The organism is Pseudomonas sp. FP215, assembly GCF_030687795.1.
Taxonomy (GTDB): domain Bacteria; phylum Pseudomonadota; class Gammaproteobacteria; order Pseudomonadales; family Pseudomonadaceae; genus Aquipseudomonas; species Aquipseudomonas salmasensis.
Map to the genome: position 1 here is coordinate 1154268 of NZ_CP117447.1, position 26672 is coordinate 1180939.

The window sequence follows — 26672 nt, forward strand, 5'->3', positions numbered from 1 at the left end:
CAGAGGGGGGTGGAACAACGGTCTCAGAGTGATCAATCGGCCTGGAAGTTCGCCCATCAGGCAGGACTATTTTGACCAGGCGACCAATGGCGGCATTATGCTATTGCAGCAGGTGGGCGGAGCAAGATTCGGACGAGGTGTCATCAGACAACTCAGGCTGAATGAGCGGGCGTGCATTCGCTGACCTTGACGCGGTTGCGGCCGCTGTTTTTGGCGGTGTACAACGCGCGATCCGCCGCATCGAGCCACATGACCGCGTCCTTGAACGACGGGTGGAAATCCGCCAGGCCAATGCTCAGGCTGACGCGCAGGTCGGGGATCTGCGCATGACGATAGCCGCTGAAGGTTTCGCGTAGATGTTCCATCACCTGCGCAGCGGCGTGCAGGGGCATTTTCGGCAGAATCACACAGAACTCATCGCCGCCGTAGCGGCCGGCCAGGTCTTCTTCGCGCAAGTGTTCGCGCAGCGCCTGGCTCAACTGGCGCAGTACCGCGTCACCGACGGTGTGGCCATGCACATCATTGATGTGCTTGAAGTGGTCGATATCGATCAAGGCAATGGTCGCTTGGCCTTGTTGCTGCTGGCACTTGTGAAACTTGAGGTTGAGCAGGTCTTTCCACGAACCATGGTTGAGCAGGCCGGTAAGGCTGTCGACGCGGCTCAGGGCGCTGAGGGCGCGTTTGTGTTCCGACAGTTTGATCGCCAACTGGTAACAGACCATGCCGATGGCCATCGGGTAGAGCGTCAGCATCGGCAGGCAGGTGTAGACCTCGGTGAGGTTGACGCTGGGGTCGAACTTGACGCCGAACAGGCCCCAGGCCACCGCGATACCGGCCGCCTGTGCCAGCAACCCGCGCAGGAACAGGCGTTTGCCCCCGGCTGCGACGTTGTTCATGGCCATCATCGACAGAATGGTTACCGCTGTCAGTGGTGAAAACTGGGCGGCAGCGGCCCAGAAACCGCCCAGCACCGAGTCATACATCACGTTGCGTTGTTCGGCCTGGTAGGGAAACGGCGAGTGGGTGGAAACCAGGTACGCCACGTGCGGCCAGGCAATGCCGTTGAACAGCAGCAACGCCCAGACCCAACCGGGCATCGACAAGGGATACAAAGCCCCGATCACACTGATGCTGCCGATACCCAGGCCGATAATCCTTGGCGTGTAGATTCGCCTGGCAAATGAAAGCCCTTTGCCTCGTCTGTTTTCCATAGTGTCCTGGGTCAACTTTTTTTGCGGGTGCAACAGCACGCGTCAACGGGCAGAGCCGGTGGTCGGATAAGAAAGGTGAATTGTCGATTATTCCCGTAGGAATAATCAGTGTCCTTCCAGGCCATTTGCGCAAAACAGCGGGTAAATACGCCAAAAACGACCTTAAATGTCGCGCCTGCAACAGGGCTTACTGGGGCGGGCGCTGCGTGCTGGCTTCGTAACCGGCGAGAAACAGGTCGATGGCCGATTCGATGACGTGGGCCTGTGCGACAAGGTCGAGGGTGGGCTGGCCGAGGGTGATTTGCGGCCAAAATGCAAAGGCCTTGAGCAGGCTTTGGATCTGATGGGCAGCGAACGCCGGGTCGGTGCAGGTGAGGCGGCCGTCTTCCTGAGCGGCGCGTACCCATTGGGTAAAGCCTTCTTCCCGTGCGCTGAGGCGGTTGACCATGTCTTGCGCACGCTCCGGCGAATGGATGGTGGCAGCAATGGCTACGCGTGCCAGGTCGAGGAAGTTGGCGTCCGACATCATCTGCATTTTCGCTTCCAGCAACGTGCGCAGTTGGTCGCGCAGGGGGCGGTCGCTGGTGTAGATCACGTCCAGTTGGGCAACACTGCTGGCCCACAACTGGTGGAGGATCTCGGCGAACAGTTCTTCCTTGCTGGGGAAATGGTTGTACACCGTGCGCTTGGAAACGCCCGCAGTGGCGGCGATTTTGTCCATGCTGGTGACCTCGAAGCCGTTCTCGCGAAATTCGGCAATCGCCGCCGCCACGATGGCTTCGCGTTTACGCTCGGTGAGGCGTTTGGGGGCAGTCATGGAAGGTATTCGACTCAACAATGAAATTACACCGGGCAGTTTACTTGCTCCGGATTTTGTTGCAATCTAGAAACTACACTGTGCAGTGTAATACTTGAGCGGACCGCAGGAGTCACTTCGTCATGGCCACTATTTCAACCCGTCTCGACCCTGCGCCCTCGGCGCCCAAACCTGCCGAGCAGGGCCTGGGGCACTTCAGCAACGACGCCCCGGTGCAGCACGGTGGTTTGGGCAAGACCCTGCGTATTTTCTGGAACATGCTGTTCAACAAACCGCGCACCACTCGGCCGGTGGGGCAGATTCCGGTACAGCCACTGACTCGCGAGCAGTTATTGGCCGCCCCTGATCACAGCGTGTATCGCCTGGGCCATTCAACCGTGCTGCTGAAAATGCGCGGTAAATTCTGGGTCACCGACCCGGTGTTTGCCGAGCGCGCCTCGCCCTTCAGTTGGGCCGGCCCCAAGCGTTTTCATCAGCCGCCTATCAGCCTTGAAGAGCTGCCAGCGCTGGAAGCGGTGATCCTTTCCCACAATCATTACGACCATCTCGACCGCAAAGCAGTGGTCCAATTGGCCGAAAAGACCCGCTACTTCCTGGCGCCCCTGGGCGTGGGTGACACGCTGGTCAAATGGGGCGTAGACGCCAGCAAAGTGCGCCAACTGGAGTGGTGGCAGGGCACCGAAGTCGATGGCGTTCGTTTTGTCTGCACACCGGCCCAGCACTTTTCCGGGCGCGGCCTGTTTGATGGCAACCAGACCCTGTGGTGCTCCTGGGTGATGATCGACGACACGCGACGTATCTTTTTCAGTGGCGACACCGGCTATTTCGACGGTTTCAAACGCATCGGCGAGCAATACGGGCCGTTTGACCTGACCCTGATGGAAACCGGCGCTTACAATGTTGATTGGCCCCATGTGCACATGCAGCCTGAGCAGACACTGCAGGCGCATATCGATCTGAAAGGGCGCTGGCTGTTGCCGATTCACAATGGCACCTTCGACTTAGCCTTCCACGCCTGGCACGAACCGTTCGACCGCATCATGGCCCTGGCCTGGGAGCGCAATGTCTCGATCACTACCCCGGCAATGGGCCAGGCATTTCGCTTGAACCAGCCCGAGCGTGGGCATGCCTGGTGGTTGGAAGTCGAGCCTCAATCGGTTAACGAACACGCAGCAGGCTGAGCCGAAAACCCGCTTGGAAAAGAGTTTTTCAGCGGATTTCAGCTCTGCGACAAACGCCAAATGAGAGTGCGATGATCCCGCGGGAATTTTATCTCCGGGAGGACGTTTCGATGGACAGCCACTGTAAGAAGCTTTGGAGAATGGGGTTGCCTTGTGCCCCAGCCCAGCCGCTGCCCGCGCCAATAAACGCCGCCGACGTGCCCGCTTCGCCACCCCATGCAGTACCCAGTTCTATTGTCTTTGGCGCCGAACAGGCTGCGGGCGCCACGCTCGTCCCTGGGTATAACGCCCTGGCGCCCCATATACGACCAGTACGTGACCCGGCGCTATCACTTGTCGCCATCAGCGGCGTGGACCCTACCGAACCGGTAATGGTCGAAGTACCACTAGTATTGAATAACACCACCTTCACCGCCACGCGGGCGTTGACCGGGTATCGGATCGGCTATGCCGAGCACTATGTGCAGGGCAATCAGGTAGAGCCGGTTGAGCGCAGTGCGGCTTTGCAGCGGGTCTTCGACACCCTGCGTCACGCCGGTGTGCAATGGGTAGCGGTGGACATGCAGGGCAGTGGCGACAGCCAGCAGGCCTGTCGTGAAATCGATGAGCAGGTGGCAGGTCTTCGCCTGGATGCCCTGGTGTCCGAGGATCCCCAGGCCGCCTTTCATCATGCCATAAGAAGCGGATACCCCTTTGTGTGTGAAACCCTGGAGGATGGCTCCCGAGTCTGGTTTTACGGTGCGCGCTGGGCAGGTGATGGTTTGGCGGCACTGGTGCGCGCTTACCGCCAGCTTCGGCCATAGACGGTATAGATGCCTACACCGGGCTGGGAAGGGGAGGACGCGGTGGCAAGATTCGCCTGAAATAGTGGTGGGGTGCCGGCTCTTAGACTGGTGCGGTGTTATCGACCGATAGCGCTCACACTCAGTCAAACAGAGGGGCATTTGATGATCGGACCAGTTTCGGCAGGTGGATGGGCGACAGGCCTGCTTCAGGAGCTTTCAAACCCTGTGCAAGGCTTCAAAAGTGCCTGCCAGATGTCAGTGGAGATGGGCCAAGGAGGCGGCGTCACCTCAGAGTCACTGTTGAAGGACTCGCTCAAGCAAATTGCCAATATTGATCGCGGGCTACAGGGCGGCAATGCATTCTTGGAAACCAACCCGGATGCCCTCAGTGAGGCGAAGGCTCGCGATAAGGAGCGTGCCGATGGCCGTGTTCGCGGGCATTTGCATGGTGTGCCGATAGCGCTGAAGGATGTCTTTGAAACCAACGACCGCATGCAGACCAGCGCAGGCTCAAAGGCCTTGGTAGGCGCGCCGGCCACTAAAAATGCCAAGGTCGTCGACAATTTGCTGAAAGCCGGAGTGGTGATTGTAGGCAAAACCAATATGAGTGAGCTGTCCAACTTTCGCTCACTATCAGCTGTCGATGGCTGGAGTTCGCGAGGTGGCCAGACGTTGAACCCGCATCGACTTGGCGGGCCGGTGGCAGGCTCCAGTTCTGGCTCGGCAGTAGCTGTAGCGCAAGGGCATGTGCCGGTGGCGTTAGGGCTGGAAACCAACGGCTCGATCATCAGCCCGGCAGCCCACAACGGTGTGTTTGGCCTGAAAACCACGACGGGCCTGATCAGCACCGAAGGCGTCATGACCAGCACACGGATGGATGCAGTGGGGACTTTCACCCGCAATATCTGCGATGCGGCAGAAGCGCTTAATGCAATGACCGAGACCACTGTCTACACCAAAGGCCTGCGTTCCGACGCCTTGAAGGGTAAGCGAATTGGCTATACCCCTTTACCTGAGCTGTCTGCTGAGGAGGCCAAGGACCCAGCCAAGCGAGCAGACCGCAAGCACTATGAGCAGGCGCTGGAGGTATTGAAGGCCCAGGGTGCGATCCTGGTGCCAGTGGAGGCGCTGGAAGATAGCGTGTCAGATGAAGCTTTTGAAGAATATAACGAAGCGCTTTTCTCCGAGGTCAAGCAGCAACTGGACGACTATCTGGCCGGGCGGGAGGGCTTGCCGGTCAAATCACTTTCTGAGCTGATCGCTTTTATCAAACGCACGCACAAAGCGGGTGAGCCAGACCAGAAACTGTTGGAAATGATCAATGACCTGGAGACCACCCCGCAAAAACGCGAGGCGTTGTGGGAAGCGATCCTTCCTGTATTTCAGAAAACCGTTGATGACCCCATGAAGGAGCACAAGCTCGACGCCATGGTGTCGAACTTTCTGTCCCACAACTATTTTTACAGTGCTGCGGCCGGGTACCCCGGTATATCCGTTCCATCAGGCATGGATGATGAAGGCATGCCGACAGCACTTTATTTTTATGGCTCCGGCAATAGTGAAGCCACCTTGCTCTCTGTCGCCTATGGTTATGAACAAGCCTCGCAGGCCATCCGAGAACCGGCTTTTCTCCCAGGTATTCCTTTTACGCAAATACCAGCCAGTCCAGATAAAACAGTTGAGGCCACCAACGGCTGAAATTGCGTCAGCCTCTGCTGGTTGCCACTGTTGAACCCATCAATTGAGAAATGAGGCCTTGCACAGAAGGTTGCGCCGCCGGGGTATCAAACCGGCGCGCACTCATCCCCCACCCCGGTGCGAACCCCGGGAAAAACACCAGCCCTTCGGCCTCCAGGCGAAACGCCAGGACTAAACGGGTTTCATCGTCCACGTCGCCGTGGCCTTCCAATTGCTCAATTGCTTGCACCGCCACGCCAGCCTGGCGAGCCAGCTCTTCGCGGCTCCAGCCCAGCATGACGCGCGCCTGCGCGCAGTGTTTGGCGGTGAATTGATGCAGGACGATCTGTTGTTCTACGAAAGAACTCATTGCCAGAGAGGACATGGGGTTTTCTCCAGGTTCGACAGGGGAGGTGCAACTATACTGTGTTTTTGTACAGTTGTTTCTACCGCTCATCCACTGGCGATGCAACCCCTTATGATTCCAGCCCTGGCGCCTCACGAATAATCAGGTGGTCCAGGTTCTCGATTTTGGCGCTGAATACCCCGAACGTTTGCTCGGGGTTTTTCTTACTGGGCACCTGCATAAGCTGCGGTGTGACCCCATAGAAAAAGCAATACAGCGGCCGTTCACTGCTGGCCGCCGCCTTGATCTGCTCCAGGAATGCCGTGCGCTTGCGGTAGTTTTCGATGAGTTTTTTGCTCAGGTAGACGTTCACCGAATAAGGTTTTTTGTCGAGCCACACCTTCTTCTCGAAGTCGATGCGAAAGCTGCTGGTGTAGTCCTTGATAGCCTTGATCTTGCCCCAGTAAATCAACCCCTGGTTGTCTTGCAGGTATTCGATCTTCTTGAAGAATGCCCAGTAGGTCGCCGTGTGTTCACCGATCTTCAAGGGCATGGCCTTGAGCTTGTCCTTGTCATCGATGTTGGACACGTAGCACTCCACCGGGTGTGCGAACACGCTGGTTTTGTCCGGGGTTGTGTCATTACTGCCAGAGGATGTCGTAGCGCGGTTTGCAGGCGCTTTCGTCGGTGCCTGTAGGGCGCCTGCATCGGTGCTGACTACCGGTGTTTTAGGCGCGTACAGTCGCCGCGTCAGCACAAACTCCGATGGGAAATTTTCCTCACGCTCGTCATCACTTTCACCCGTCGCCGATTTATGGCTGCCGGCATAGCGGCAGCCATCGATATGCCGAGTGCCGGGTTTGTTCTTGAAGTGCGGCGTGCGCTGGTAGTTGACGTTCTTGGCGTTGAAAGTGCTCAACGCATTGGCGCTATCGAAGGCCGCGCGGCAGGCGTCGTTGGGGCACAGGAAGCTGTCCTTGTCGGAATCGAAGCCGGTGGTTTCGTCGAAATTCAGGTCTCGCACGTCGTAGATCGACAGCTTGTCGTCGAGACTCAGGCTGTAGGCCGTGTCGAATTTCATGGGGCTCGGGTCCGTCAGAGGTTTGGCTATTAATAGCCGTATCTTGGGTAAATATCAGCAAGAACCTGCCACGCGGCGCCCGCTCAAGAAACACAGCGTGCCGCCTATGGCAGTAAGTGCGGCCAGGGCAAAGAACATGCTGGTGGGTGCCGCGTTGATCAGCAGGTAGCCACAAATCACCGGACTCATGGCCCCGCCAAACGCGGCCAGGTTCTGGGCACCGTAGTAACTGCCCCGTAGCGCATCCGGCGCAATGGTGTCGATAAACAGAAATTCCGAGGGGTAGATGATCATCTCGCCCAAGGTGAACACGAACATCGCCAGGCACCAGCTCAGCAGACTGTTCGCCTGGCTGAAGCCGACCAACCCGGCAATAAACAATAAGGTACCCAGCACGATCCAATGGCGCAGTTGCTCGCGCTTGAGGAATCGACCGATTTGGTACTGCATCAAAATCACGGTGATTGCGTTACAGGCCAGCACCGCCGACAGAATTTTCAGTGCCTGGTCGGGTGTGTAGGCCACCAGCAGAAACTGCGACAGATACAGGGTGTAGCGCCCATGGACGATGGTGCTCAACAGGCTGCCGCTGGTGAACAGGATCAACGTGCGGTCGTTGCGCAAGGTGCGCAGGGTGCTGAGAAAACTCTGGGGTTTGTGACTGTCGTCCCGTTGGGTCGGCGCAATATCGATCATCAGGAACAGGCTGCCAAAGGCAATGGCACTGGCAATCAGGAACGGCGCCCACGGCAGTTGGCCGGCAATCAATACGCCCAACATCGGGCCCGTCGCATAGCCCACATTGGTCAGGGTGTAGCGCAGTGAAAACACTTTGGCGCGCTCACCCACCGGCAGGTTCTCGCTGATGATCGCCTTGGAGCCGATCAGGAACAACGCCGACGCGGCCTCAGTGATCACCAGGGTCAGGGTGGTGAGGTAGAGGTTGCTGGCAAAGGTCAGCAACAAAAAACCGATGGAGCTGGAGAGCATGGCCAGGATCAGCAGCTTGCGCTTTTCCAGGCGGTCGATGATGTAGCCGCCGTACAACCCCAGGAGCGTGGCGATGAACACGGCGATCCCCATCAGCAGGCCGATGTCCTGCTGGTTGAGGCCCAGGCGTGTGCTCAGCCAGAGGGCCAGCAACGGGCTGGTCATGGCGCGGCTGACCACGATGGTCACCGAGCAGATCATCAGGCGACGGATTACCAGGGAGTAGGTGGCCACGGTGGGGTGGGATCCTTGTTATACCTTCACGACAACACAACTTAAATGTGAACACAGAACCAGTGTGGGAGCTGGCTTGCCTGCGATAGCGGTGGGCCAGTTTGCATCGTCATTGGCTGAACCACCGCTATCGCAGGCAAGCCAGCTCCCACAGGGTTTTGCAGTGTTTACTGGCCTGCATTGATGCTGATCTTCTCGACCGCCCCCTGCTCCAGATCCCACTTCTTCAGGATCTTGCCGTACGTCCCATCATCAATCATGCCCTGCAACGCTTCACTGATCGCCGTGACCAACTCGGTATTGCTCTTCTCAATCCCAAGCCCGGTGAACTGCTTGGAAATCGCCAGGCCCACCGGCTTGTATTTACCCTTGTCCAGCGACATCAAATAAGGAATGGTCTCGCTGCCCTGCATCGCCGCATCCAGGCGGTTCTGCTGCAACTGCGCCCGGGCATCCGCCGAACCTTCGGTGCCGATCACCACGATTGCCGGCTTACCCGCCGCTTCGCAGTTTGCCTTGCTCCAGGCGGTAATTTCCGACGGCCAGGTGGTGCGGCGGCTGGTGCCGACTTTTTTACCGCACAAGTCGGTCAATTCCTTGATCTCTTCGCGCTTGGCCAGGGTGTACAACTGTGGGCCGCTGGTGAAGTAGTCGACGAAGGTCACGGCCTTCTGGCGCTCGGCGGTGTCGCTCATGCCCGACAGCACGATATCGACGCGCTTGGTGGTCAGGCCGCTGAGCATTTGTTCGAAGCCGGTTTCCTGCCATTTGATCTTCACGCCCAGGCGCTCGGCCAGGGCGTTGCCCAGGTCGAAGTCAAAACCAGTGAGCTTGTTGGTGGCCGGGTCCTTGAAGTCCATCGGCGGGTAGTTCGGCACGATGGCCGCGCTGATCTCACCCTTGTCCTTGATGGCTTGCGGCAAGGCCGCCAATACACACGAGGAGGCCATCAGGCCGGCAAGCAAGGAAGGGATAAACATCTTTTTCATGGGGGCGTTCTCGTTAGTTTTTTAGTTAAGTGCGAACGGCAGAAATAAAGCTTTGGGTACGTGGATTTTGTGGGCTTATTAGAATGTCTTCCGGGCTGCCGGCTTCCACAATCTGGCCGGCGTCCATAAACACCATGCGGTTGGACACTTCGCGAGCGAAGCCCAACTCATGGGTGACCACGATCATGGTCATGCCGGTGGTGGCCAAATCGCGCATCACCGACAGCACTTCGCCTACCAGCTCCGGGTCGAGGGCTGACGTGGGTTCGTCAAACAGCATCAACTTGGGGCGCATGGCCAAGGCACGGGCGATTGCCACGCGCTGTTGCTGGCCACCGGACAATTCCACTGGGTAGGCATTGCGCTTGTCTGCCAGGCCAACGCGGGCCAGCAGTTCCAATGCATCTTCGATGGCTTCCTTGGGCGAGCGCTTGAGCACTTGGCACGGGCCTTCGATGATGTTTTGCAACACGGTCATGTGCGGGAACAAATTGAATCGCTGGAACACCATGCCGGTGGCCAGGCGCTGGCGGGCGATCTGCGCTTCGTTCATCTCGTGCAGCTTGTTGCCGACCACCCGATAACCGACCAATTCGCCATCGACCCACAGGCCGCCCTTGTCGATTTTTTCCAGCTGGTTGACGCAACGCAGCAACGTACTTTTACCCGAGCCGGACGGGCCAATGATGCACATCACCTCGCCTTGCTCGACCTCGATATTGATGTCACGCAGGGCGTGATACTGGTCGTAATACTTGTTCAGGTTGACGGCCTTGACGATGCTTCTCATGGGGCAAATCTCCTCAACCCAGGCTTACGAACGCTTGCCGGCGCCGCGGGCAAAACGACGCTCGAGGCGGCTTTGACCAAATGAAAGAACAGTCACCACCGCCAGGTACCAGATGCCCGCCACAATCAGCAGCTCCATCACCCGGGCGTTGGCGTAGTAGATGTTTTGCGCGTTGTGCAGCAGCTCGGAGTACTGGATCACACTGGCCAGGCTGGTCATTTTCACCATGCTGATGAACTCGTTGCCCACGGGCGGGATGATCACGCGCATGGCCTGCGGCAGAATGATCCTACGCAGCGCTTGCAGGCTCGGCATGCCGATGGACTTGGCCGCCTCATATTGACCGGTGTCCACCGACAGCAAGCCGGCGCGCACCACCTCAGCGGTATAGGCGCCCTGGTTGATGCTCAAGCCGAGCAAGGCGGCCACAAAGGGCGTCATCAGGTCGACGGTGTCGATGCTGAACAGGCCCGGAATCGCGATCACCGGGAAGATCAACGCCAGGTTGAACCACAGCAGCAGTTGCAAAATCAGCGGTGTACCGCGAAACAACCAGGTGTAGGTGATGGCCACGTAACGCAGGATCGGGTTGGCCGACATGCGCATGATCGCGGTGATCACCCCGATCACCACGCCCAGCGCCATCGCCAGGATCGACATGACGATGGTGTTCACCAGGCCCCAGATGATGGCTTGCGACGTGAGGAACTGGCCAATGTAGGACCATTCGATCTGGCCATTGGCAAACGCGCGCAACAGCGCAGCCAACACAATCACGATCAACGTGGCAAAAAACATCCGCCCGTAATAGCGCCGCGGCACATGCTCGTACTGCGTGATATCGAACTGGTTCTCGGACAACTTGCGCTCGGCTTCCAAGCGCTCTGCCGGGGTTTGGTTCATGCTGCTACTCCAAAATTATTCTTGATGCATGATCGTTCCCACGCTCCGCGTGGGAACGCCGCCTCGGACGCTCCGCGTCCCGCCGTTGGCGCGTAACGTGACGACGCGGAGCGTCACGGGATGCATTCCCACGCAGAGCGTGGGAACGATCGTCACCGGCTTAAATTCGAAATCCTTGATAACTTTCAGCCCACTCCTGCTGAGCCGCCAACGCCACCGTCAACCGCCCAATCTGCTCCTTCACCCGCTCCGGCGCCGTACCACCCCAGCCACTGCGCGCCGCAATCGCCGCCTCCAGGGGTCAGGCAATCGCGCACGTCCGGGGTGAGCCGCCCATCCACCTCGGCCAACATCGCCGGTGAGGCTTGCCACAACTCAATCTCATGCTGTTCACAGGCCTGCACCAGCGCGCCGGTTATTTCATGGGCCTCCTTGAACGGCACACCACGGGTGGCCAACCAATCCGCCACCTCCGTCGCCAAGGTAAAACCCATCGGTGCCTGGCGCCGCAACTCCTCTACCTGCACCTTCATGGTCGCCACCATCCCGGCCATCGCCGGCAACACCAGCAGCAAGGTGTCCACGCTGTCCAACACGCTGTGCTTGTCTTCACTCAAATCGCGGTTGTACGACAGCGGCAACGACTTGAGCGTCGACATCAATCCGGTCAGGTTGCCAATCAAACGCCCGGCCTTGCCCCGCGCCAGTTCGGCAATGTCCGGGTTCTTTTTCTGCGGCATGATCGAACTGCCGGTGGCGTAGGCATCGTCCAACACCACCCAGCGAAACTGGCGCGACGACCACAGGCAAAACTCCTCCGACAGTCGCGAAATATTCACCCCGAGCATGCCCGCCACAAACAGGAACTCCGCCACATGGTCACGGCTGGCGACAGCGTCGATGGAGTTTTCGCAGGGCCCGGTGTAGCCCATTTCCTTGGCTGAGTGTTCTGGCTGACGCGCTATCGCGGAACCTGCCATGGCTGCCGCGCCTAATGGCGACAGCGCCGTACGCGCATCCCAATCCACCAGGCGCTGCACATCGCGCAGCATCGACTGTGCGTGAGCCAACAAGTGATGGGCGAACACAATGGGTTGCGCCTGCTGCAAATGGGTAAAGCCCGGGCAGATGCTCTCTACATGTTGCTCGGCCTGCTCGACCAACGCCTGCTGCAGGCCCAACACCTCGGTGGCGATGGTGCGGGCATGGTCACGCAGGAACAGGCGCAGATCGTTGGCCGTCTGGTCATTGCGCGAGCGCCCGGCGCGCAACTTGCCGCCAAGGGCGCCCAGGCGTTCGGTCAATACGCGTTCGATAAAGGTGTGCACGTCCTCGTCATCCAGGGTGGGATGCAAGCGGCCGGCGGCGAAATCCTCGCCGATACGGTCCAGGGCTTCGAGGGTGCGTAGGGTTTCTGACTCATCCAGCAAACCGGCGCGCTGCAACTCACGGGCATGGGCGCGGGAGCCGGCCAGGTCGTAGGGCGTCAGGCGAAAATAACGCTCAGGGCAGCGCGACAACGCGGCCAACGCCGCAGACGGACCGGTCTTGAAACGAGCGCCCCAAAGGCGGTCGGTGGGCTGGGACATGGGTATTCCTCACGCTTGTTTTTAGAAGAGTCGGAGGCAGTTTCAACAGAAGTTTATCGGTGTAGAACCGGCATCTGACGCGCCGTATTCAAGGTTGCCACGGGCGGATGTTTATGTTCATTATCGCCGCCTGGCTATGTTCAAGGATTGGGTTCAAGCCTGTTGAATATGGCACTCGAGGTCAACGCGCATTATGGAAACCCCACTTTCCACTTCTGGAAACCTGCCGCCAAAACCCGGCACCCGAGCACCGCTGCAACTGAGCGGGTTGGACTTCAAATTGCTGCGGGTATTTATGGCCGTGGTCGAAGCCGGCGGCTTCAGTGCTGCGCAAAACGAGTTGAACGTGGGCCTGGCCGCCATCAGCAAACAGATCTCCGACCTGGAGATTCGCATCGGCATGCGCCTGTGCACACGGGGCCGCGAAGGGTTCGGGCTGACCGAAGAAGGCAAGTTGGTGTATCAAGCGTCCATCGAGTTATTCACCTCGGTGGACAGTTTTCGCGACAAGCTTAGTTCGGCACAGAATGAACTCATCGGCGACCTGAGTGTGGGCGTTATCGATAACACCGTCTCCGACGTTAACTCGCCGCTGATTACCGCCCTGGGCAACTTACATCGCCAATCGCCAAAAATAAGATTGCGCCTACATGCCTCGCAATTGGACGAAGTTGAACGCGGCGTCGTGGAAGGGCGCCTGGTCGCCGGCATCGTCCCGGTGTACCAACGCCGTGAAGAATTCGATTACTTCCCGCTCTACGAAGAAAAGGCCCACGCCTACTGCGCCGTAGGGCATCCACTGTTCACCGCCAGCGACATCACCCCCGATGCCCTTCGCCAATATGAAGTGGTGAACCATCGGTATGCGATCCATCGCGACAAGGCCAACTTCGTCAACCACGACAGCCAGTCCGCCTCGGCCTCACAAGTGGAAGCCGTCGCCATCCTGATCCTCACCGGCCGCTTCCTGGGCTTTCTGCCAGAACACTACGCCACGCCACTGGTAAGGGAAGGATGCCTGCGCGCACTGTGCCCGGAGCAGGTACAACTGAGCACCGCGTTCAACCTGATCCTGCGCCACAACGCGCCGAGAAGCCCGATGGTGAAAGCCTTTGCAACAGCGCTGGGTGTAGACCTGAAGACGTCGGCCTAAGCCTCAACAAAGCTCAAATGTGGGAGCTGTCGAGCCCCAGCGAGGCTGCGATGGGGAGCACCTCGGTCGCCCGTCGATCTACAAACCCGTATCGCTAGCTTTTTCGAAGCGAGAAGTGGATTTGTTAACGAATTTCAATACTCATTACTATTTTTCGCGACCGCAGAGGATGATAGGTCTGTTTCATGAAGGCCGTGAGCGCCTTCATGCTTGGCTTGCCGAAGATCAACGTTCAACCAGTAACGGAATGTATATCCCATTGACATATCCATCTCGTAGTGTAGCGTTGCGTAATCACACGACCACTGGAGGTAGGCCAATATGGATCAAGGTTCTGTATTTCAAAGCAACCGCAGCCAAGCTGTACGTTTGCCAAAGGCAGCTGCGCTGCCGGATGACGTAAAACGTGTAGATGTCGTCTCAATCGGTAGGGCCCGAATCATCACCCCAGCCGGTGAGTCATGGGACAGCTGGTTCGATGGCGAGGGTGTCACGCCGGACTTCATGAACGACCGAGATCAGCCTGCTGACCAAGAGCGGGAATCTTTTTAATGCTCAAGTTCATGCTCGATACCAACATCTGTATCTTCACAATCAAAAACAGACCTCAGCAGGTGCGCGAAACCTTCAAAAAGCACTATGGCCAACTAGCTATCAGTACAGTAACCCTGATGGAGCTGATTTACGGCGCGGAAAAATCACCTAACCCAGAGCGAAACTTGGCTGATATCGAAGGCTTTGCAGCACGTCTGGAAGTTTTGAAATACGACCAGGATGCCGCTATGCACACAGGCCAACTTCGCGCTGAGCTAGCGAGAGCCGGTACTCCGATAGGTTCATACGACCAGATGATCGCTGGGCATGCCCGTTCGCAGGGCCTGATTATGGTCACTAACAACCGGCGCGAGTTCGACCGCGTGCCAGGTTTGCGGGTAGAAGATTGGGTTTAAGCGGCGAGGTAAACGCCGTACCGAATACGGTTTACGCACCACGCCGATCCAAATGTGGGAGGTGTCGAGCCCCAGCGAGGCTGCGATGGGATCGCCTCGGTTCGCCCGTTAACCCCGCCCACCCGCATCACCGCTGCACTTGAGCCCGCTTTTTCTTCTTCGTATGAAAATGCCGAAAATGCGCATCCTGCGCCGCCGCCAACAACTCTCGATCGCCGCGCGTATCGCCCCAGGCCCTGAGCCGATACTCCCCCAGGTCCCCATACACCGCCTCAAGGCGCAGCACCTTGTTCTCACAACGGCAATTATTCCCGGTGAGCTTGCCGGTCAGCACCCCATCCACCACCTCAAGCTCAGTGCCGATCAAACGAATGCCAAGCCGGTCGGCAAACGGCTGCAACACCAGCGCCGGCGACGCCGAACACAGCGTCACCACCGCCCCGGACTTCACCTCATCCGCCACCGACTGCAACCCACTCGGACGCATCAACTTGCTCCAGCGCGCCTGGCAATATTCCTGCGCTTGCTGCTCAACCCAAGCCTTCTCCACCCCGGTCATGAAGGTGCGAATCAACTGCGCCTTCAACTCATCCCGGCTGATCTGCCGCACCAAAAACCGCAGCCCCGGCACCGCCAGCTTGACCATCCGGCCATAAAACTCACCGGTGCCAAAGGCGAACTTGAGGAAGGGCACGAAACTGTCGTGGTGGGTGAGGGTGCCGTCGAAGTCAAAGACGGAAAGTACTTTGGCGTCTGCGGGGCCGGCTTCGAGCATGTCTGGGTTCACGGGTGGTCCTTATCAGGTAGGGCGGTTTCATAGCGTTGTGACTGGCGCTTGCCTGTCGGGGTTCAGGTTGACGGTTCAGCGGGTCAGCCTCTGCGCTCTTCTGTGTGCGTGCGACGGTCCATGCGTTTATGGCGATACGAGTTTACTACCCCTGCGCCAGGAGTGGGGCTTCTGAGGTTCCGGCATGCTCACTCGAAAGCGAGTGCAGGTAGTTCTTACAAGTGTTTTGGCTGACTGATCGGAGTGTGGGTTAAATTTCCTACATACCGTTCGTACCACTTAAAGCGAACTTTCCGATATTTCCTATTTGCAATTTTTCGTATGGTAAATGCCAAAAACAACAAGGCGTTAATCCCATGGCAAACCACGGCTACATGACCATCAACGGCAAATCCCAAAGTCTCATTTCTGCAAATTTTTCAACTCAGGACTACGATCAGATAAAGAGAGGGCTTACAAAAGAATGGGGATGTTTTTATTAGGTGTTGAGTTGTATATCGATATGAGACAGGGAAGCAGGTGTATAAGGTGGTGGTAGATTGATTGTACTTTATGCTTTTGTATTTGTGATTTTTGGCGTGGCCGGAGCGTATGCTCTAAGGGCTAGGCTTTCGGGTGAAGGTCTTAATACCCTAAAGTTATTTTTGTGTGTGATATTTAACGGCTTTTTTGTGGTGTCATATATTGAAGTGATTAAGTATGGCGAGTTTCCTTTTTTTGGGGTTAGAAGTGATTTTATTATTCAATATCCAATCATCGAGTGGATTGCCTTTTTCGGCATATTGGCTCACGGATTTGCACTTCCGGTGAAATGGAAGGTCAGGCGCTGGTTTTGAAAGAAAAAAGAGAAAGAGCGCAGGCTTGTCGGAGGCAGAGAGTAGTCAGCCCTTAGGGGCGGCTTCTAGCATGTCCGGGTTCGCAAGTTGGCCTCGGTCCTACTAATAGTGTTAAGCGTGCATCAATTGCGACAGCAGGAGGTTACTCCCGTGCCAATCTTCCGATTTTGGCGTAAAGCCCTTCGCTAAAAGCCTCCCGATCACTCGACCGGTGACAACGCTGATGGCAATTGGGGCACAAGGCTACAGCATTGGTGATGCGATCCGACCCCTTCTGGGCGAGGTGCTTGACGTGATGGACTTCAAGAAACGGAAAACCGTCGACCTCAAACGGCGCATTCGAACCGCAGCCTTCGCAGATGCCGTTGGCTTCCTTGAGCACCCAGGCGCGTACCTTTGGATCGCGAACGAAGGCAGTGCTGACACTGGCTACTTTCTGCGGTTGGGCGATGCCATCCGGTAGTTTCGGGAAGGTTTGCTGCTGCAGCTTGGAAGCGCGGCGAATAAGCGTTTGTTCATCGGCGGTTTGGGCCGCGTCCTCGGATTCGAACACGGCCTGTGCGGCGAGGGCTTGGCGGATACGTTGTTCTACGCCGGTGCCCACGTTCTTGGCAGGCTTGTAACCATCGATGCGGTCCCAGCCCATACGGACCAATACGGTGGAAATATTCTGCATGCGAAATTCGATGGAGCCTTTCGCACGGCCCGCCACCGGGCCTTCGCGCAGAAGGCGGTTTTCGAGGGCTTTATTGAAAGACTGGCCGGCCTTTTCCCAAGCCAACATTTTCAGATAAGCCTCAACCGCCGCTTCCAGCTCCGCGTCGCTCCAGTCCGTTTTGTCTTTCGTAATATCCATACAGCCGCCGAGGGTGGAAAACCCTCGGACGATACTGAGTGGTCGTTGTCGAGTCTACGAAATTTCCTACGGATTGGTGGGAGTTGGCGGACGTGCTCTTCAGCAAGTTCGCTGCTTGATTCGGAATGGTTGGATGAGCTTTCGCCACCACGGCGTTTTTGCTCGCTGTCTCCGTGACGTTCGATTTACCAACAGGTATGGCATGTCCCGTAGGCGTATCCAGCCCTCATCCTGCCAATGCAGCAGGTTTAACGACATCTCTGGCCAGTCCAGCATGCTCAAAGATGGTCGCTCCATGCTTCCAGGTTGGCGTTGGTCGCGTAAGGTCGGAACAACTTCATGAGTCAGCCAGCTTCGTAAAAGACGGTTTCCCGGCACATAGTGATAGACCAGCAATGCATAGGCACCGGATTCGCTGATCATCAGCATTTCTTCCGGTTGGCCGTGGAACAGCAATTTTACGATTCTTTTTTGATCTTTATCGAGCTTGCGAGTCGTTCGCTCGTCCAGATGCCATCCCATCAAGCGCCCAAGCTCGCGGGCGCAAAACCAGGGTTGGTTTTCCAAAAGAAGAGTATGTAAATGAAGGCTGTGGCGTGTGAACACTACCGCGATAAATGCTTCATGTACGGCGTTGCTGGCCGGAAAGATGGATACGTGTTGATTTGACATTCCCTATGACCTCTACGTGATTTGCTCAAGGGCGAGAACCCAGCGTAGAGAGTGCGGTTTAAGAAACGCCAACCGGCTAAGCCACATAACGACATCTAATTCGCATGACTGACGTCGAGCGAGGTTTAGCTGTGTGATTAAGGCTTGCTTCTACGTTGGGCGTTTCTTAGGCACCGGCGGATGAGCCTAGGTGGCACAGGAGTTTGAATCAACCGCTCTATGGATGATGATCCTGTAGGAAGCATCCTGTTCATTCCTGTGAGCATAAAAAAGCCCTGAACAAGTCAGGGCTCTTTAGTGTTACTTGATTTGGAAATCAATCCCAGCTCAACGCCCCACCCGTCTGATACTCAATCACCCGAGTCTCAAAGAAATTCTTCTCTTTCTTCAAGTCCATGATCTCGCTCATCCAAGGGAACGGGTTAGTCGTCCCCGGGTACTCTTCCTTCAAACCAATCTGCGTCAAACGACGGTTAGCGATGAATTTCAAATAATCTTCCATCATCGCCGCATTCATACCCAACACCCCACGAGGCATGGTGTCGCGAGCGTATTCGATCTCCAGCTGCGTACCCTGCAGGATCATCTGGGTCGCTTCTTCTTTCATCTCGGCATCCCACAGGTGTGGGTTTTCGATTTTGATCTGGTTGATCACGTCGATACCGAAGTTCAGGTGCATCGACTCATCGCGCAGGATGTACTGGAACTGCTCGGCCACGCCGGTCATTTTGTTGCGGCGGCCCATGGACAGAATCTGGGTGAAGCCACAGTAGAAGAAGATGCCTTCCAGCACGCAGTAGTAGGCGACCAGGTTGCGCAGCAGTTCTTTGTCGGTGTCGACGGTGCCGGTTTCGAACTTCGGATCGGAGATCGAGCGGGTGTATTTCAGGCCCCAGGCGGCTTTTTTAGCGACCGATGGAATCTCGTGGTACATGTTGAAGATCTCGCCTTCATCCATGGCCAGCGATTCGATGCAGTACTGGTAGGCGTGGGTGTGGATCGCCTCTTCGAAGGCCTGGCGCAGGATGTACTGGCGGCACTCCGGGTTGGTGATCAGGCGGTACACGGCCAGTACCAGGTTGTTGGCCACCAGGGAGTCGGCGGTGGAGAAGAAGCCCAGGTTGCGCATGACGATGCGACGTTCGTCGTCGGTCAGGCCTTCGGGGTTTTTCCACAGGGCGATGTCGGCGGTCATGTTGACCTCTTGCGGCATCCAGTGGTTGGCGCAGCCGTCGAGGTACTTCTGCCAGGCCCAGTCGTACTTGAACGGCACGAGTTGGTTGAGGTCGGCGCGGCAGTTGATCATGCGTTTTTCGTCAACGGCGACGCGGGCAGAGGCGCCTTCCAGCTCGGCGAGGCCTTCGGCGACGTCGAGTTTGTCCAGGGCAGCCTTGGCGCGCACGATGGCGGCGGAGTCGTTGGCGGTGACGGCGCGGGCTTCCACGGCGGCAGCGGCGCCGGCACCGTCGAGGCGGTCCATGTTGGCTTCGGTGGCGTGGCCGGCGTTGGCGCCTTTAGCGGCTACTTCGCCTTCTTCTTCTTTGTCGAATTCGTCCCAGCTCAGCATGACGTGTCGTCTCCTGCGTGAGGGCTCAAAGGTGCCCGTGTGAAACCGGATGGTTGGGTGTTCACACGACCCTTGGGCCGCGGTGGATCTTAAGGAATCGTTTGTTGCAACAGCTCGCGCAGGCAAATAAACGGAATCAGGTTACGGGTGCTGCATGAGGCTTGAGGGGCGCAGCGATGCGTGCTTGCCGCAGCGCAGGCTCAAGGTCTGGCTCTTTATCCCTGTGTAAAGGGATATTGCAGGCCCGATTTACCCGCGCATTATAGGGAAAAAATTGGGTTTGTGTTGCGGCGGATGGTCACTTGGGAGCGCCAAAATGACGTGGTTTTCGGCCAAAGCGAGTGTTTGCAAGGCTTTGCAGGGGGTGGGGTTTTTTGACGGGCGGGGATGTTTTTTTTGGGGCAGGGGAAGCGGGCGTAAAAAGAGTGGTCGTGGCTGAAATCGCCTTCGCAGGCAAGCCAGCTCCCACAATTGATGTGGGGTGTATTCACGGCGGGTTCTTGGCCGCAAGAACGATTTCTTGCGGCAATTAAGAATCCAACTTCAGAAGTTGTTAGCCGTTAGAGCAACCATTGCCCATCACTTGATAGTTAAGAATATGCCGCTGGCCTTGCGAATCTTCATATTCCATTTTTACCGGTACAACTTCGCAGACTTCTGGAATGCTGCTCATGGACAAGACTTTGGCCACATCCAAGTGCGTGCTGTAGGTGTAGTCCTCAACGATCGGAGCGTTCTGGCCGGCCAGTTCAGTCGGGGCTTCGTCAGCCAGGGCGGCAGTGGCGCACAGGCTGCTCAGGGCCATCACTAATAACGCTTTCATTGCTTCATTACCTTCTTCAGGGCGAAAGGGGGCACGGGGCCCTTGTGAGGCCGCGTGTGTCACTTAAAAGTTGGGAAGTTCGGATTAACGTTGCCTTCGTGGGGGCTGTTGCGTTGTTAATCAGAGTGCCTTGTTGGCGGAGTTGATTTTAGGCGCCTCGGTTATATTCATATACCCGTGGTTTTGATAAACACTTTTGGCGGTTTTTGTAACAATCCCTCAATCAAGATTTTTTCAGAAGCCTGCCAGGCGCCGCAGCACGCGGGCCAGAGGGGTAAAACGGCATAGCAGGGCAATTTGTAGGGTCTTGTTACTACCATCGTCGAATGGTTCTATAGGCCCACCCCGGCTACAACAGGGGCCATACAACAACAACTATGTCACCGAGGTAAGAAAGATGAGTGCGGCTTCCCTGTACCCCGTTCGCCCCGAAGTAGCAGCCAACACGCTGACCGACGAGGCGACCTACAAGGCCATGTACCAGCAGTCGGTGGTCAACCCCGACGGCTTCTGGCGTGAGCAAGCCAAGCGCCTTGACTGGGTCAAGCCTTTCACCGCGGTCAAGCAGACCTCTTTCGACGACCACCATGTCGACATCAAATGGTTCGCCGATGGCACCCTGAACGTTTCCTACAATTGCCTGGACCGTCACCTCGCCGAGCGTGGTGACCAGATCGCGATCATCTGGGAGGGCGATGACCCTGCCGAGAGCCGCAACATCACCTACCGCGAGCTGCACGAAGAAGTCTGCAAGTTCGCCAACGCCCTGCGCGGCCAGGACGTGCATCGCGGCGACGTGGTGACTATCTATATGCCGATGATCCCCGAAGCCGTGGTCGCCATGCTGGCCTGTACCCGCATTGGCGCGATTCATTCGATGGTGTTTGGCGGTTTCTCTCCGGAAGCCTTGGCTGGTCGCATCATCGACTGTAAGTCGAAAGTGGTGATTACCGCTGACGAAGGCATCCGTGCCGGTAAGAAGATTCCGCTGAAAGCTAACGTCGACGACGCACTGACCAACCCGGAAACCAGCAGCATCCAGAAGGTGATCGTGTGCAAGCGCACCAATGGCGCGATCAAGTGGAACCAGCATCGCGACATCTGGTACGAAGACCTGATGAAAGTAGCGGGCACCGTCTGCGCGCCAAAAGAGATGGGTGCCGAAGAAGCGCTGTTCATCCTCTATACCTCCGGTTCCACCGGCAAGCCTAAGGGTGTGCAGCACACCACCGGTGGCTACTTGCTCTATGCGGCCCTGACCCACGAGCGCGTATTCGACTACCGCCCGGGCGAAATCTACTGGTGCACCGCTGACGTTGGCTGGGTCACCGGCCACACCTACATCGTCTACGGCCCGCTGGCCAATGGCGCGACCACGCTGCTGTTCGAAGGCGTGCCGAACTACCCGGACATCACCCGCGTGGCGAAGATCGTCGACAAGCACAAGGTCAACATCCTCTACACCGCACCGACCGCCATCCGCGCCATGATGGCCTCCGGCACCGCTGCCTGCGAAGGCGCCGACGGCAGCAGCCTGCGCCTGCTCGGTTCGGTGGGCGAGCCGATCAACCCGGAAGCCTGGGACTGGTACTACAAGAACGTCGGCCAATCCCGTTGCCCGATCGTCGACACCTGGTGGCAGACCGAAACCGGCGCCACGCTGATGAGTCCGCTGCCGGGCGCCCATGCGCTGAAGCCGGGTTCGGCGGCGCGGCCGTTCTTCGGTGTGGTGCCGGCGCTGGTGGACAACCTGGGCAACATCATCGAAGGCGCCGCCGAGGGCAACCTGGTGATTCTGGATTCCTGGCCAGGCCAGGCGCGTACCCTGTACGGCGACCATGACCGTTTTGTCGACACCTACTTCAAGACCTTCCGCGGCATGTACTTCACCGGTGACGGCGCACGTCGCGATGAGGACGGTTACTGGTGGATCACCGGCCGTGTGGATGACGTGTTGAACGTGTCCGGCCACCGCATGGGCACCGCCGAGATCGAAAGCGCCATGGTTGCCCACCCCAAAGTCGCCGAGGCGGCAGTGGTGGGCGTGCCCCATGACATCAAGGGGCAGGGCATCTATGTGTACGTCACCCTGAAAAATGGCGAAGAGCCCAATGAAGCGCTGCGCCTGGAATTGAAGAACTGGGTGCGCAAGGAAATCGGGCCGATAGCCTCGCCGGATGTCATCCAGTGGGCGCCGGGGCTGCCGAAAACGCGCTCGGGGAAAATCATGCGGCGCATTTTGCGCAAGATCGCCACGGCTGAATACGATGGGTTGGGGGATATCTCTACCCTGGCAGATCCAAGCGTGGTGGCGCATTTGATTGAAACGCACAAGACCATGAACGTCGCGTAAGCGGGGTAGGTGGGACAGAGCCCCATTCGGTGCAAGCCGGGTGGGGCTTTTTTGTAGGCGTTCGAGCCGAGGCCAATTCCCTGTGGGAGCGGGCTTGCTCGCGAAAGCGGTGGGTCAGTTGGCTCATATTTAGCTGACCCACCGCTTTCGCGAGCAAGCCCGCTCCCACATTTGGGGTGCTTTCCATAGCAGGCAGTGGTGGCGGTCTGACACACCTGTATATCCACCAAACCAATAAATATCGGTTTTCATCGTAGGACGTTTCTGAATGTTACCGCCTCGCTCAAATGTGTAACCGCCCGCACAAACCTGAGGCAATGGACCACGCCCACGCCCCGAAAAACCGCGTTCTAGACACCCCAAAAAATAAGATTAAACGCCAGACTTGCCGTGCTAGAAGGGTTTGCGAATAATAGGCCCGCAATTTGCAGCATCATCAGGTTTAATATCTTTTGTCTCTGCATAAAATTCAGGGGCTGTCAATGAGCTGGAACCGCTTTCTCAGTGCTTCTGTAAATTGTTGTCGCATTGAGGAAATATCGGCTTCCGGCCTGTCGTTAGAATGCCGATCACTCGCTCGTCGTCGCAGGTGTCGCCCGCGCAGGACGCAGCACCGCTATTCGGTTACACCTTCGCCGCATCGTGGGCCCTGGCTCATACTGCTGTTTTTGCCCTATACCGATGGAGTCCCAAGATGAAGAAACTCGTGCTGTTGGGCGCCCTGGCGCTGTCCGTGCTGTCCATGCAGGCTTTCGCCGAAGGCAAGCCGCTGAAAATTGGTATCGAAGCGGCTTACCCTCCCTTTGCCTCGAAGGCGCCGGATGGCAGCATCGTCGGTTTTGACTACGACATTGGCAACGCCCTGTGCAAGCAGATGGACGTCAAGTGCACCTGGGTCGAGCAGGAATTCGATGGCCTGATCCCGGCACTCAAAGTGCGCAAGATCGACGCGATCCTGTCGTCCATGTCCATCACGGAAGACCGCAAGAAATCCGTGGACTTCACTAACCGCTATTACCTGTCCCCAGCGCGGCTGGTGATGAAGGAAGGCACCACCGTCAGCGACAGCCTGGATGAACTCAAAGGCAAGAAGATCGGTGTGCAGCGCGGTTCGATCCACGATCGTTTCGCCAAGGAAGTCCTGGCTCCTAAAGGTGCGGAAATCAAGGGTTACAGCACCCAGAACGAAATCTACCTGGACGTGGCTGCCGGTCGTCTCGACGGTACCGTGGCTGACGCCACCCTGCTGCAAGACGGTTTCCTGAAAACCGACGCCGGCAAAGGCTACGCGTTCGTAGGCCCATCGTTCACCGAAGCCAAATACTTCGGCGACGGTATCGGCATCGCAGTGCGCAAAGGCGACAAGGAAAACCTGGAGCGCATCAACGCGGCCATCGCTGCCATCCGTGCCAACGGCGAATACAAGAAAATCCAGGACAAGTACTTCGACTTCGATATTTACGGCGCTGACGCCAAGTAATTCATCGCAGCTGTCTGTCCGAAATGGCGCAAGCAACAGTCATCCTGAAGTTTGCGCCATTTTTTCATCCCCCTTTTCGAGGACCTGAATCATGTTGAAAGGCTACGGGGCCGTTATCCTCGATGGCGCTTGGTTGACGCTTCAGCTCGCCTTGTCGTCCATGGCCTTGGCCATTGTTCTGGGTCTGATCGGGGTCGCGCTACGCCTGTCGCCGGTACGCTGGCTGGCTTGGCTGGGCGACCTGTACTCCACGGTGATCCGCGGGATCCCCGACCTGGTGCTGATCCTGCTGATTTTCTACGGCGGTCAGGACTTGCTTAACCGCGTCGCGCCCTTGCTGGGCTTTGACGACTATATCGACTTGAACCCCTTGGCCGCCGGTATCGGCACCCTGGGTTTCATCTTTGGCGCCTACCTCTCGGAAACCTTCCGTGGCGCTTTCATGGCCATCCCCAAAGGCCAGGCCGAAGCCGGCCTGGCGTATGGCATGAGCAGTTTCCAGGTGTTTTTCCGGGTGATGGTGCCGCAGATGATTCGGCTGGCGATCCCTGGTTTTACCAACAACTGGCTGGTATTGACCAAGGCCACCGCGCTGATTTCGGTGGTAGGTCTGCAAGACATGATGTTCAAGGCCAAGCAGGCGGCAGACGCCACCCGCGAGCCTTTTACCTTCTTCCTCGCAGTGGCGGCGATGTACCTGGTGATCACCAGCGTGTCGTTGCTGGCCTTGCGTTACCTTGAGAAGCGCTACTCGGTAGGCGTAAGGGCGGCTGATCTATGATCTTCGACTACAACGTCATCTGGGAGGCCATGCCGCTGTACCTTGGCGGCTTGCTGACCACCCTGAAACTGCTCGCCATCTCGCTGTTCTTCGGCCTGCTCGCCGCCTTGCCCCTGGGCTTGATGCGGGTGTCCAAGCAGCCTGTCGTCAACGGCGTGGCCTGGCTCTATACCTATGTGATCCGCGGCACGCCGATGCTGGTGCAGTTGTTTTTGATCTACTACGGCCTGGCGCAGTTCGAAGTGGTGCGCGAGAGCTTCCTGTGGCCGCTGCTGTCCAGTGCCACGTTCTGTGCGTGCCTGGCGTTTGCCATCAACACCAGCGCCTACACCGCCGAGATCATCGCCGGCAGCCTCAAGGCCACGCCTAACGGTGAGATCGAAGCGGCCAAGGCCATGGGCATGTCGCGCTACAAGCTGTACCGCCGCATCCTGTTGCCGTCGGCCCTGCGCCGTGCGCTGCCGCAGTACAGCAACGAAGTGATCATGATGCTGCAGACCACCAGCCTGGCCTCCATCGTCACGCTGATCGACATCACCGGTGCCGCGCGCACGGTGAACGCCCAGTACTACCTGCCGTTCGAAGCCTATATCACCGCCGGCGTGTTCTACCTGTGCCTGACCTTCATGCTGGTGCGCCTGTTCAAGTTGGCCGAGCGCCGCTGGCTGAGCTACCTGGCTCCACGGAAGCACTGATATGGAACGTATCGACCATCTGCTGCCCTGGGGGCACCTGGGCTGCGAGCGCCAGCTGAGCGTGTTTCGTTTCGGCAGTGGCGAGCGCAAGGCCTATATCCAGGCCAGCCTGCACGCCGATGAATTGCCTGGCATGCGCGCCGCCTGGGAACTGAAAAAGCGCCTTGTGGCGCTGGAACAGCAAGGCGCCCTCAACGGCGTGATCGAGTTGGTGCCAGTCGCCAACCCGATGGGTCTCGGCCAGTTGTTGCAGGGCAGCCACCAAGGGCGTTTCGAAGTCGGCAGCGGCAAGAATTTCAACCGCGATTTTGTCGAACTGAGCGAGCCGGTGGCCGAGTTGCTGCAAGGCAAGCTGGGGGACGACCCGCACGCTAATGTGCGCCTGATCCGCCAGGCCATGAGCGATGCGCTCAATGCCTTGCCCGAACCGAGCAGCCAGCTGCAAGGCATGCAACGCATCCTGCTGAGCCACGCCTGCACCGCCGATGTGGTGCTTGACCTGCATTGCGACGCTGAAGCCGCGCTGCATATGTACGCGCTGCCCCAGCATTGGCCCCAGTGGCGTTCGTTGTCGGCGCATTTGAATGTGAAGGTCGGCCTGCTGGCGGAAGATTCCGGCGGCAGTTCATTCGACGAAGCGTGCTCGTTGCCATGGCTGCGGTTGTCGCGCATGTTCCCCGAGGCGCAGATTCCGCTGGCCTGTCTGGCGACGACCTTGGAACTGGGCGGCCAGGCTGATACCGGCCGTGATGAAGCGATCTTCCACGCCGAAGGCATCCTGGCCTTTCTCGCCGAGCAGGGCCTGATCAAAGGCCAATGGCCGGCGCCGCAGTTTGAACCGTGCGAAGGCGTGCCGTTCGAAGGCACCGAGTTGTTGTTCGCGCCCCACGCCGGGGTGATCAGTTACCTGCGTAAAGCTGGCGACTGGGTAGAAGCCGGCGACGAGATTTTTGAAGTGATTGACCCCCTCACCGACCGCGTAAGCACTATTTGCGCGGGCACCTCGGGGGTGTTGTTTGCCGTTGAACGGCTACGTTATGCCCAAGCGGGTTTCTGGCTGGCCAAGGTGGCGGGGCGCGAAGCGCTGCGCTGCGGGCGCTTGCTCAACGACTGACCACCTGTTTTT

General features: G+C 57.8%; 25 protein-coding genes and 1 pseudogene. 12 read left to right on the plus strand and 14 right to left on the minus strand.

Features of this window, described 5'->3' with window-relative positions:
* Nucleotides 1-152: 152 nt before the first annotated feature.
* Together PSH76_RS05130 and PSH76_RS05135 are read right to left on the minus strand one after the other, a co-directional pair.
* On the minus strand, nucleotides 153-1211 hold the full coding sequence (locus PSH76_RS05130) for a diguanylate cyclase (RefSeq protein ID WP_305493680.1): 1059 nt from the start codon (nucleotides 1209-1211) through the stop codon (nucleotides 153-155).
* Nucleotides 1212-1398: 187 nt separating this feature from the next.
* The gene (locus tag PSH76_RS05135; RefSeq protein WP_032895616.1) at nucleotides 1399-2028 is read right to left on the minus strand and encodes a TetR/AcrR family transcriptional regulator; all 630 of its coding nucleotides are present in this window, start codon (nucleotides 2026-2028) and stop codon (nucleotides 1399-1401) included.
* A 122-nt stretch (nucleotides 2029-2150) separates the two neighbouring features.
* On the opposite strand from PSH76_RS05135, the gene PSH76_RS05140 reads away from it, so the two are divergent.
* The 3 genes from PSH76_RS05140 to PSH76_RS05150 all read left to right on the plus strand — a co-directional run bounded on the left by PSH76_RS05140 (nucleotide 2151) and on the right by PSH76_RS05150 (nucleotide 5692).
* Nucleotides 2151-3209 (plus strand): MBL fold metallo-hydrolase, encoded by a 1059-nt coding sequence (locus PSH76_RS05140; protein ID WP_098950563.1) that lies wholly within the window; start codon nucleotides 2151-2153, stop codon nucleotides 3207-3209.
* A 140-nt stretch (nucleotides 3210-3349) separates the two neighbouring features.
* Nucleotides 3350-4012, plus strand: coding sequence for a hypothetical protein (locus PSH76_RS05145; RefSeq protein ID WP_305493681.1), 663 nt, complete (start codon nucleotides 3350-3352; stop codon nucleotides 4010-4012).
* A 234-nt stretch (nucleotides 4013-4246) separates the two neighbouring features.
* Entirely contained in the window at nucleotides 4247-5692 is a 1446-nt protein-coding gene (locus tag PSH76_RS05150) for an amidase family protein (RefSeq protein ID WP_305494437.1), read from the plus strand.
* Nucleotides 5693-5699: 7 nt separating this feature from the next.
* Here PSH76_RS05150 and PSH76_RS05155 read toward each other — a convergent pair whose 3' ends face one another.
* The 7 genes and pseudogenes from PSH76_RS05155 to argH all read right to left on the minus strand — a co-directional run bounded on the left by PSH76_RS05155 (nucleotide 5700) and on the right by argH (nucleotide 12593).
* Nucleotides 5700-6056 (minus strand): helix-turn-helix transcriptional regulator, encoded by a 357-nt coding sequence (locus PSH76_RS05155; RefSeq protein WP_032895618.1) that lies wholly within the window; start codon nucleotides 6054-6056, stop codon nucleotides 5700-5702.
* A gap of 91 nt (nucleotides 6057-6147) precedes the next feature.
* Nucleotides 6148-7098 carry a hypothetical protein gene (locus PSH76_RS05160; protein ID WP_305493682.1) on the minus strand — a complete coding sequence of 317 codons (951 nt, stop codon included), beginning with the start codon at nucleotides 7096-7098 and terminating at the stop codon, nucleotides 6148-6150.
* 54 nt (nucleotides 7099-7152) lie between these two features.
* Nucleotides 7153-8322 (minus strand): MFS transporter, encoded by a 1170-nt coding sequence (locus PSH76_RS05165; RefSeq protein ID WP_305493683.1) that lies wholly within the window; start codon nucleotides 8320-8322, stop codon nucleotides 7153-7155.
* A 167-nt stretch (nucleotides 8323-8489) separates the two neighbouring features.
* Complete coding sequence (locus PSH76_RS05170; protein ID WP_305493684.1) at nucleotides 8490-9311, minus strand: ABC transporter substrate-binding protein; 822 nt, start codon at nucleotides 9309-9311, stop codon at nucleotides 8490-8492.
* A 25-nt stretch (nucleotides 9312-9336) separates the two neighbouring features.
* Nucleotides 9337-10101 (minus strand): amino acid ABC transporter ATP-binding protein, encoded by a 765-nt coding sequence (locus PSH76_RS05175; RefSeq protein ID WP_003193648.1) that lies wholly within the window; start codon nucleotides 10099-10101, stop codon nucleotides 9337-9339.
* A 24-nt stretch (nucleotides 10102-10125) separates the two neighbouring features.
* A complete protein-coding gene (locus tag PSH76_RS05180) occupies nucleotides 10126-11004 on the minus strand; it encodes an amino acid ABC transporter permease (RefSeq protein WP_305493685.1) in 879 nt (292 codons plus the stop codon).
* 160 nt (nucleotides 11005-11164) lie between these two features.
* Nucleotides 11165-12593, minus strand: a pseudogene (gene argH, locus PSH76_RS05185) (argininosuccinate lyase).
* A gap of 193 nt (nucleotides 12594-12786) precedes the next feature.
* Between argH and PSH76_RS05190 the strand changes: the two are divergent.
* The 3 genes from PSH76_RS05190 (at nucleotide 12787) to vapC (ending at nucleotide 14696) form a co-directional block, all read left to right on the plus strand.
* On the plus strand, nucleotides 12787-13746 hold the full coding sequence (locus tag PSH76_RS05190; RefSeq protein ID WP_305493686.1) for a LysR family transcriptional regulator: 960 nt from the start codon (nucleotides 12787-12789) through the stop codon (nucleotides 13744-13746).
* Nucleotides 13747-14067: 321 nt separating this feature from the next.
* On the plus strand, nucleotides 14068-14298 hold the full coding sequence (gene vapB / locus PSH76_RS05195) for a type II toxin-antitoxin system VapB family antitoxin (protein WP_034135537.1): 231 nt from the start codon (nucleotides 14068-14070) through the stop codon (nucleotides 14296-14298).
* Nucleotides 14298-14696, plus strand: coding sequence for a tRNA(fMet)-specific endonuclease VapC (vapC, locus tag PSH76_RS05200; RefSeq protein ID WP_191960425.1), 399 nt, complete (start codon nucleotides 14298-14300; stop codon nucleotides 14694-14696). Before vapB ends, vapC begins: the two co-directional genes overlap by 1 nt.
* A gap of 127 nt (nucleotides 14697-14823) precedes the next feature.
* Here the strand turns inward: vapC and PSH76_RS05205 are convergent, their stop codons facing one another.
* A complete protein-coding gene (locus PSH76_RS05205) occupies nucleotides 14824-15471 on the minus strand; it encodes an HAD-IB family hydrolase (protein ID WP_305494438.1) in 648 nt (215 codons plus the stop codon).
* 551 nt (nucleotides 15472-16022) lie between these two features.
* On the opposite strand from PSH76_RS05205, the gene PSH76_RS05210 reads away from it, so the two are divergent.
* The gene (locus tag PSH76_RS05210; protein WP_098950569.1) at nucleotides 16023-16319 is read left to right on the plus strand and encodes a hypothetical protein; all 297 of its coding nucleotides are present in this window, start codon (nucleotides 16023-16025) and stop codon (nucleotides 16317-16319) included.
* Between the two features lie 142 nt (nucleotides 16320-16461).
* On the opposite strand, the gene PSH76_RS05215 is transcribed toward PSH76_RS05210, so the two are convergent.
* The 4 genes from PSH76_RS05215 to PSH76_RS05230 form a co-directional block, all read right to left on the minus strand.
* On the minus strand, nucleotides 16462-17175 hold the full coding sequence (locus PSH76_RS05215; protein ID WP_305493687.1) for an HNH endonuclease: 714 nt from the start codon (nucleotides 17173-17175) through the stop codon (nucleotides 16462-16464).
* Between the two features lie 99 nt (nucleotides 17176-17274).
* A complete protein-coding gene (locus PSH76_RS05220; protein WP_098950571.1) occupies nucleotides 17275-17847 on the minus strand; it encodes a Bro-N domain-containing protein in 573 nt (190 codons plus the stop codon).
* 316 nt (nucleotides 17848-18163) lie between these two features.
* Entirely contained in the window at nucleotides 18164-19414 is a 1251-nt protein-coding gene (locus PSH76_RS05225; protein ID WP_032895630.1) for a ribonucleotide-diphosphate reductase subunit beta, read from the minus strand.
* A 553-nt stretch (nucleotides 19415-19967) separates the two neighbouring features.
* Nucleotides 19968-20237, minus strand: a complete 270-nt coding sequence (locus tag PSH76_RS05230) for a DUF2790 domain-containing protein (protein ID WP_014719601.1) — start codon at nucleotides 20235-20237, stop codon at nucleotides 19968-19970.
* A gap of 397 nt (nucleotides 20238-20634) precedes the next feature.
* Here PSH76_RS05230 and acs point away from each other — a divergent pair, with 397 nt between their 5' ends.
* The 5 genes from acs (at nucleotide 20635) to PSH76_RS05255 (ending at nucleotide 26660) form a co-directional block, all read left to right on the plus strand.
* The gene (gene acs / locus PSH76_RS05235) at nucleotides 20635-22590 is read left to right on the plus strand and encodes an acetate--CoA ligase (RefSeq protein WP_305493688.1); all 1956 of its coding nucleotides are present in this window, start codon (nucleotides 20635-20637) and stop codon (nucleotides 22588-22590) included.
* Between the two features lie 694 nt (nucleotides 22591-23284).
* A complete protein-coding gene (locus tag PSH76_RS05240) occupies nucleotides 23285-24070 on the plus strand; it encodes an ABC transporter substrate-binding protein (protein WP_032895631.1) in 786 nt (261 codons plus the stop codon).
* Nucleotides 24071-24161: 91 nt separating this feature from the next.
* Nucleotides 24162-24851, plus strand: a complete 690-nt coding sequence (locus tag PSH76_RS05245; RefSeq protein WP_003193627.1) for an ABC transporter permease — start codon at nucleotides 24162-24164, stop codon at nucleotides 24849-24851.
* Complete coding sequence (locus PSH76_RS05250) at nucleotides 24848-25546, plus strand: ABC transporter permease (protein ID WP_305493689.1); 699 nt, start codon at nucleotides 24848-24850, stop codon at nucleotides 25544-25546. The genes PSH76_RS05245 and PSH76_RS05250 overlap by 4 nt, the downstream gene beginning before the upstream one ends.
* Before the next feature lies 1 nt (nucleotide 25547).
* Nucleotides 25548-26660, plus strand: coding sequence for a succinylglutamate desuccinylase/aspartoacylase family protein (locus PSH76_RS05255; protein WP_305493690.1), 1113 nt, complete (start codon nucleotides 25548-25550; stop codon nucleotides 26658-26660).
* Nucleotides 26661-26672 lie beyond the last annotated feature (12 nt).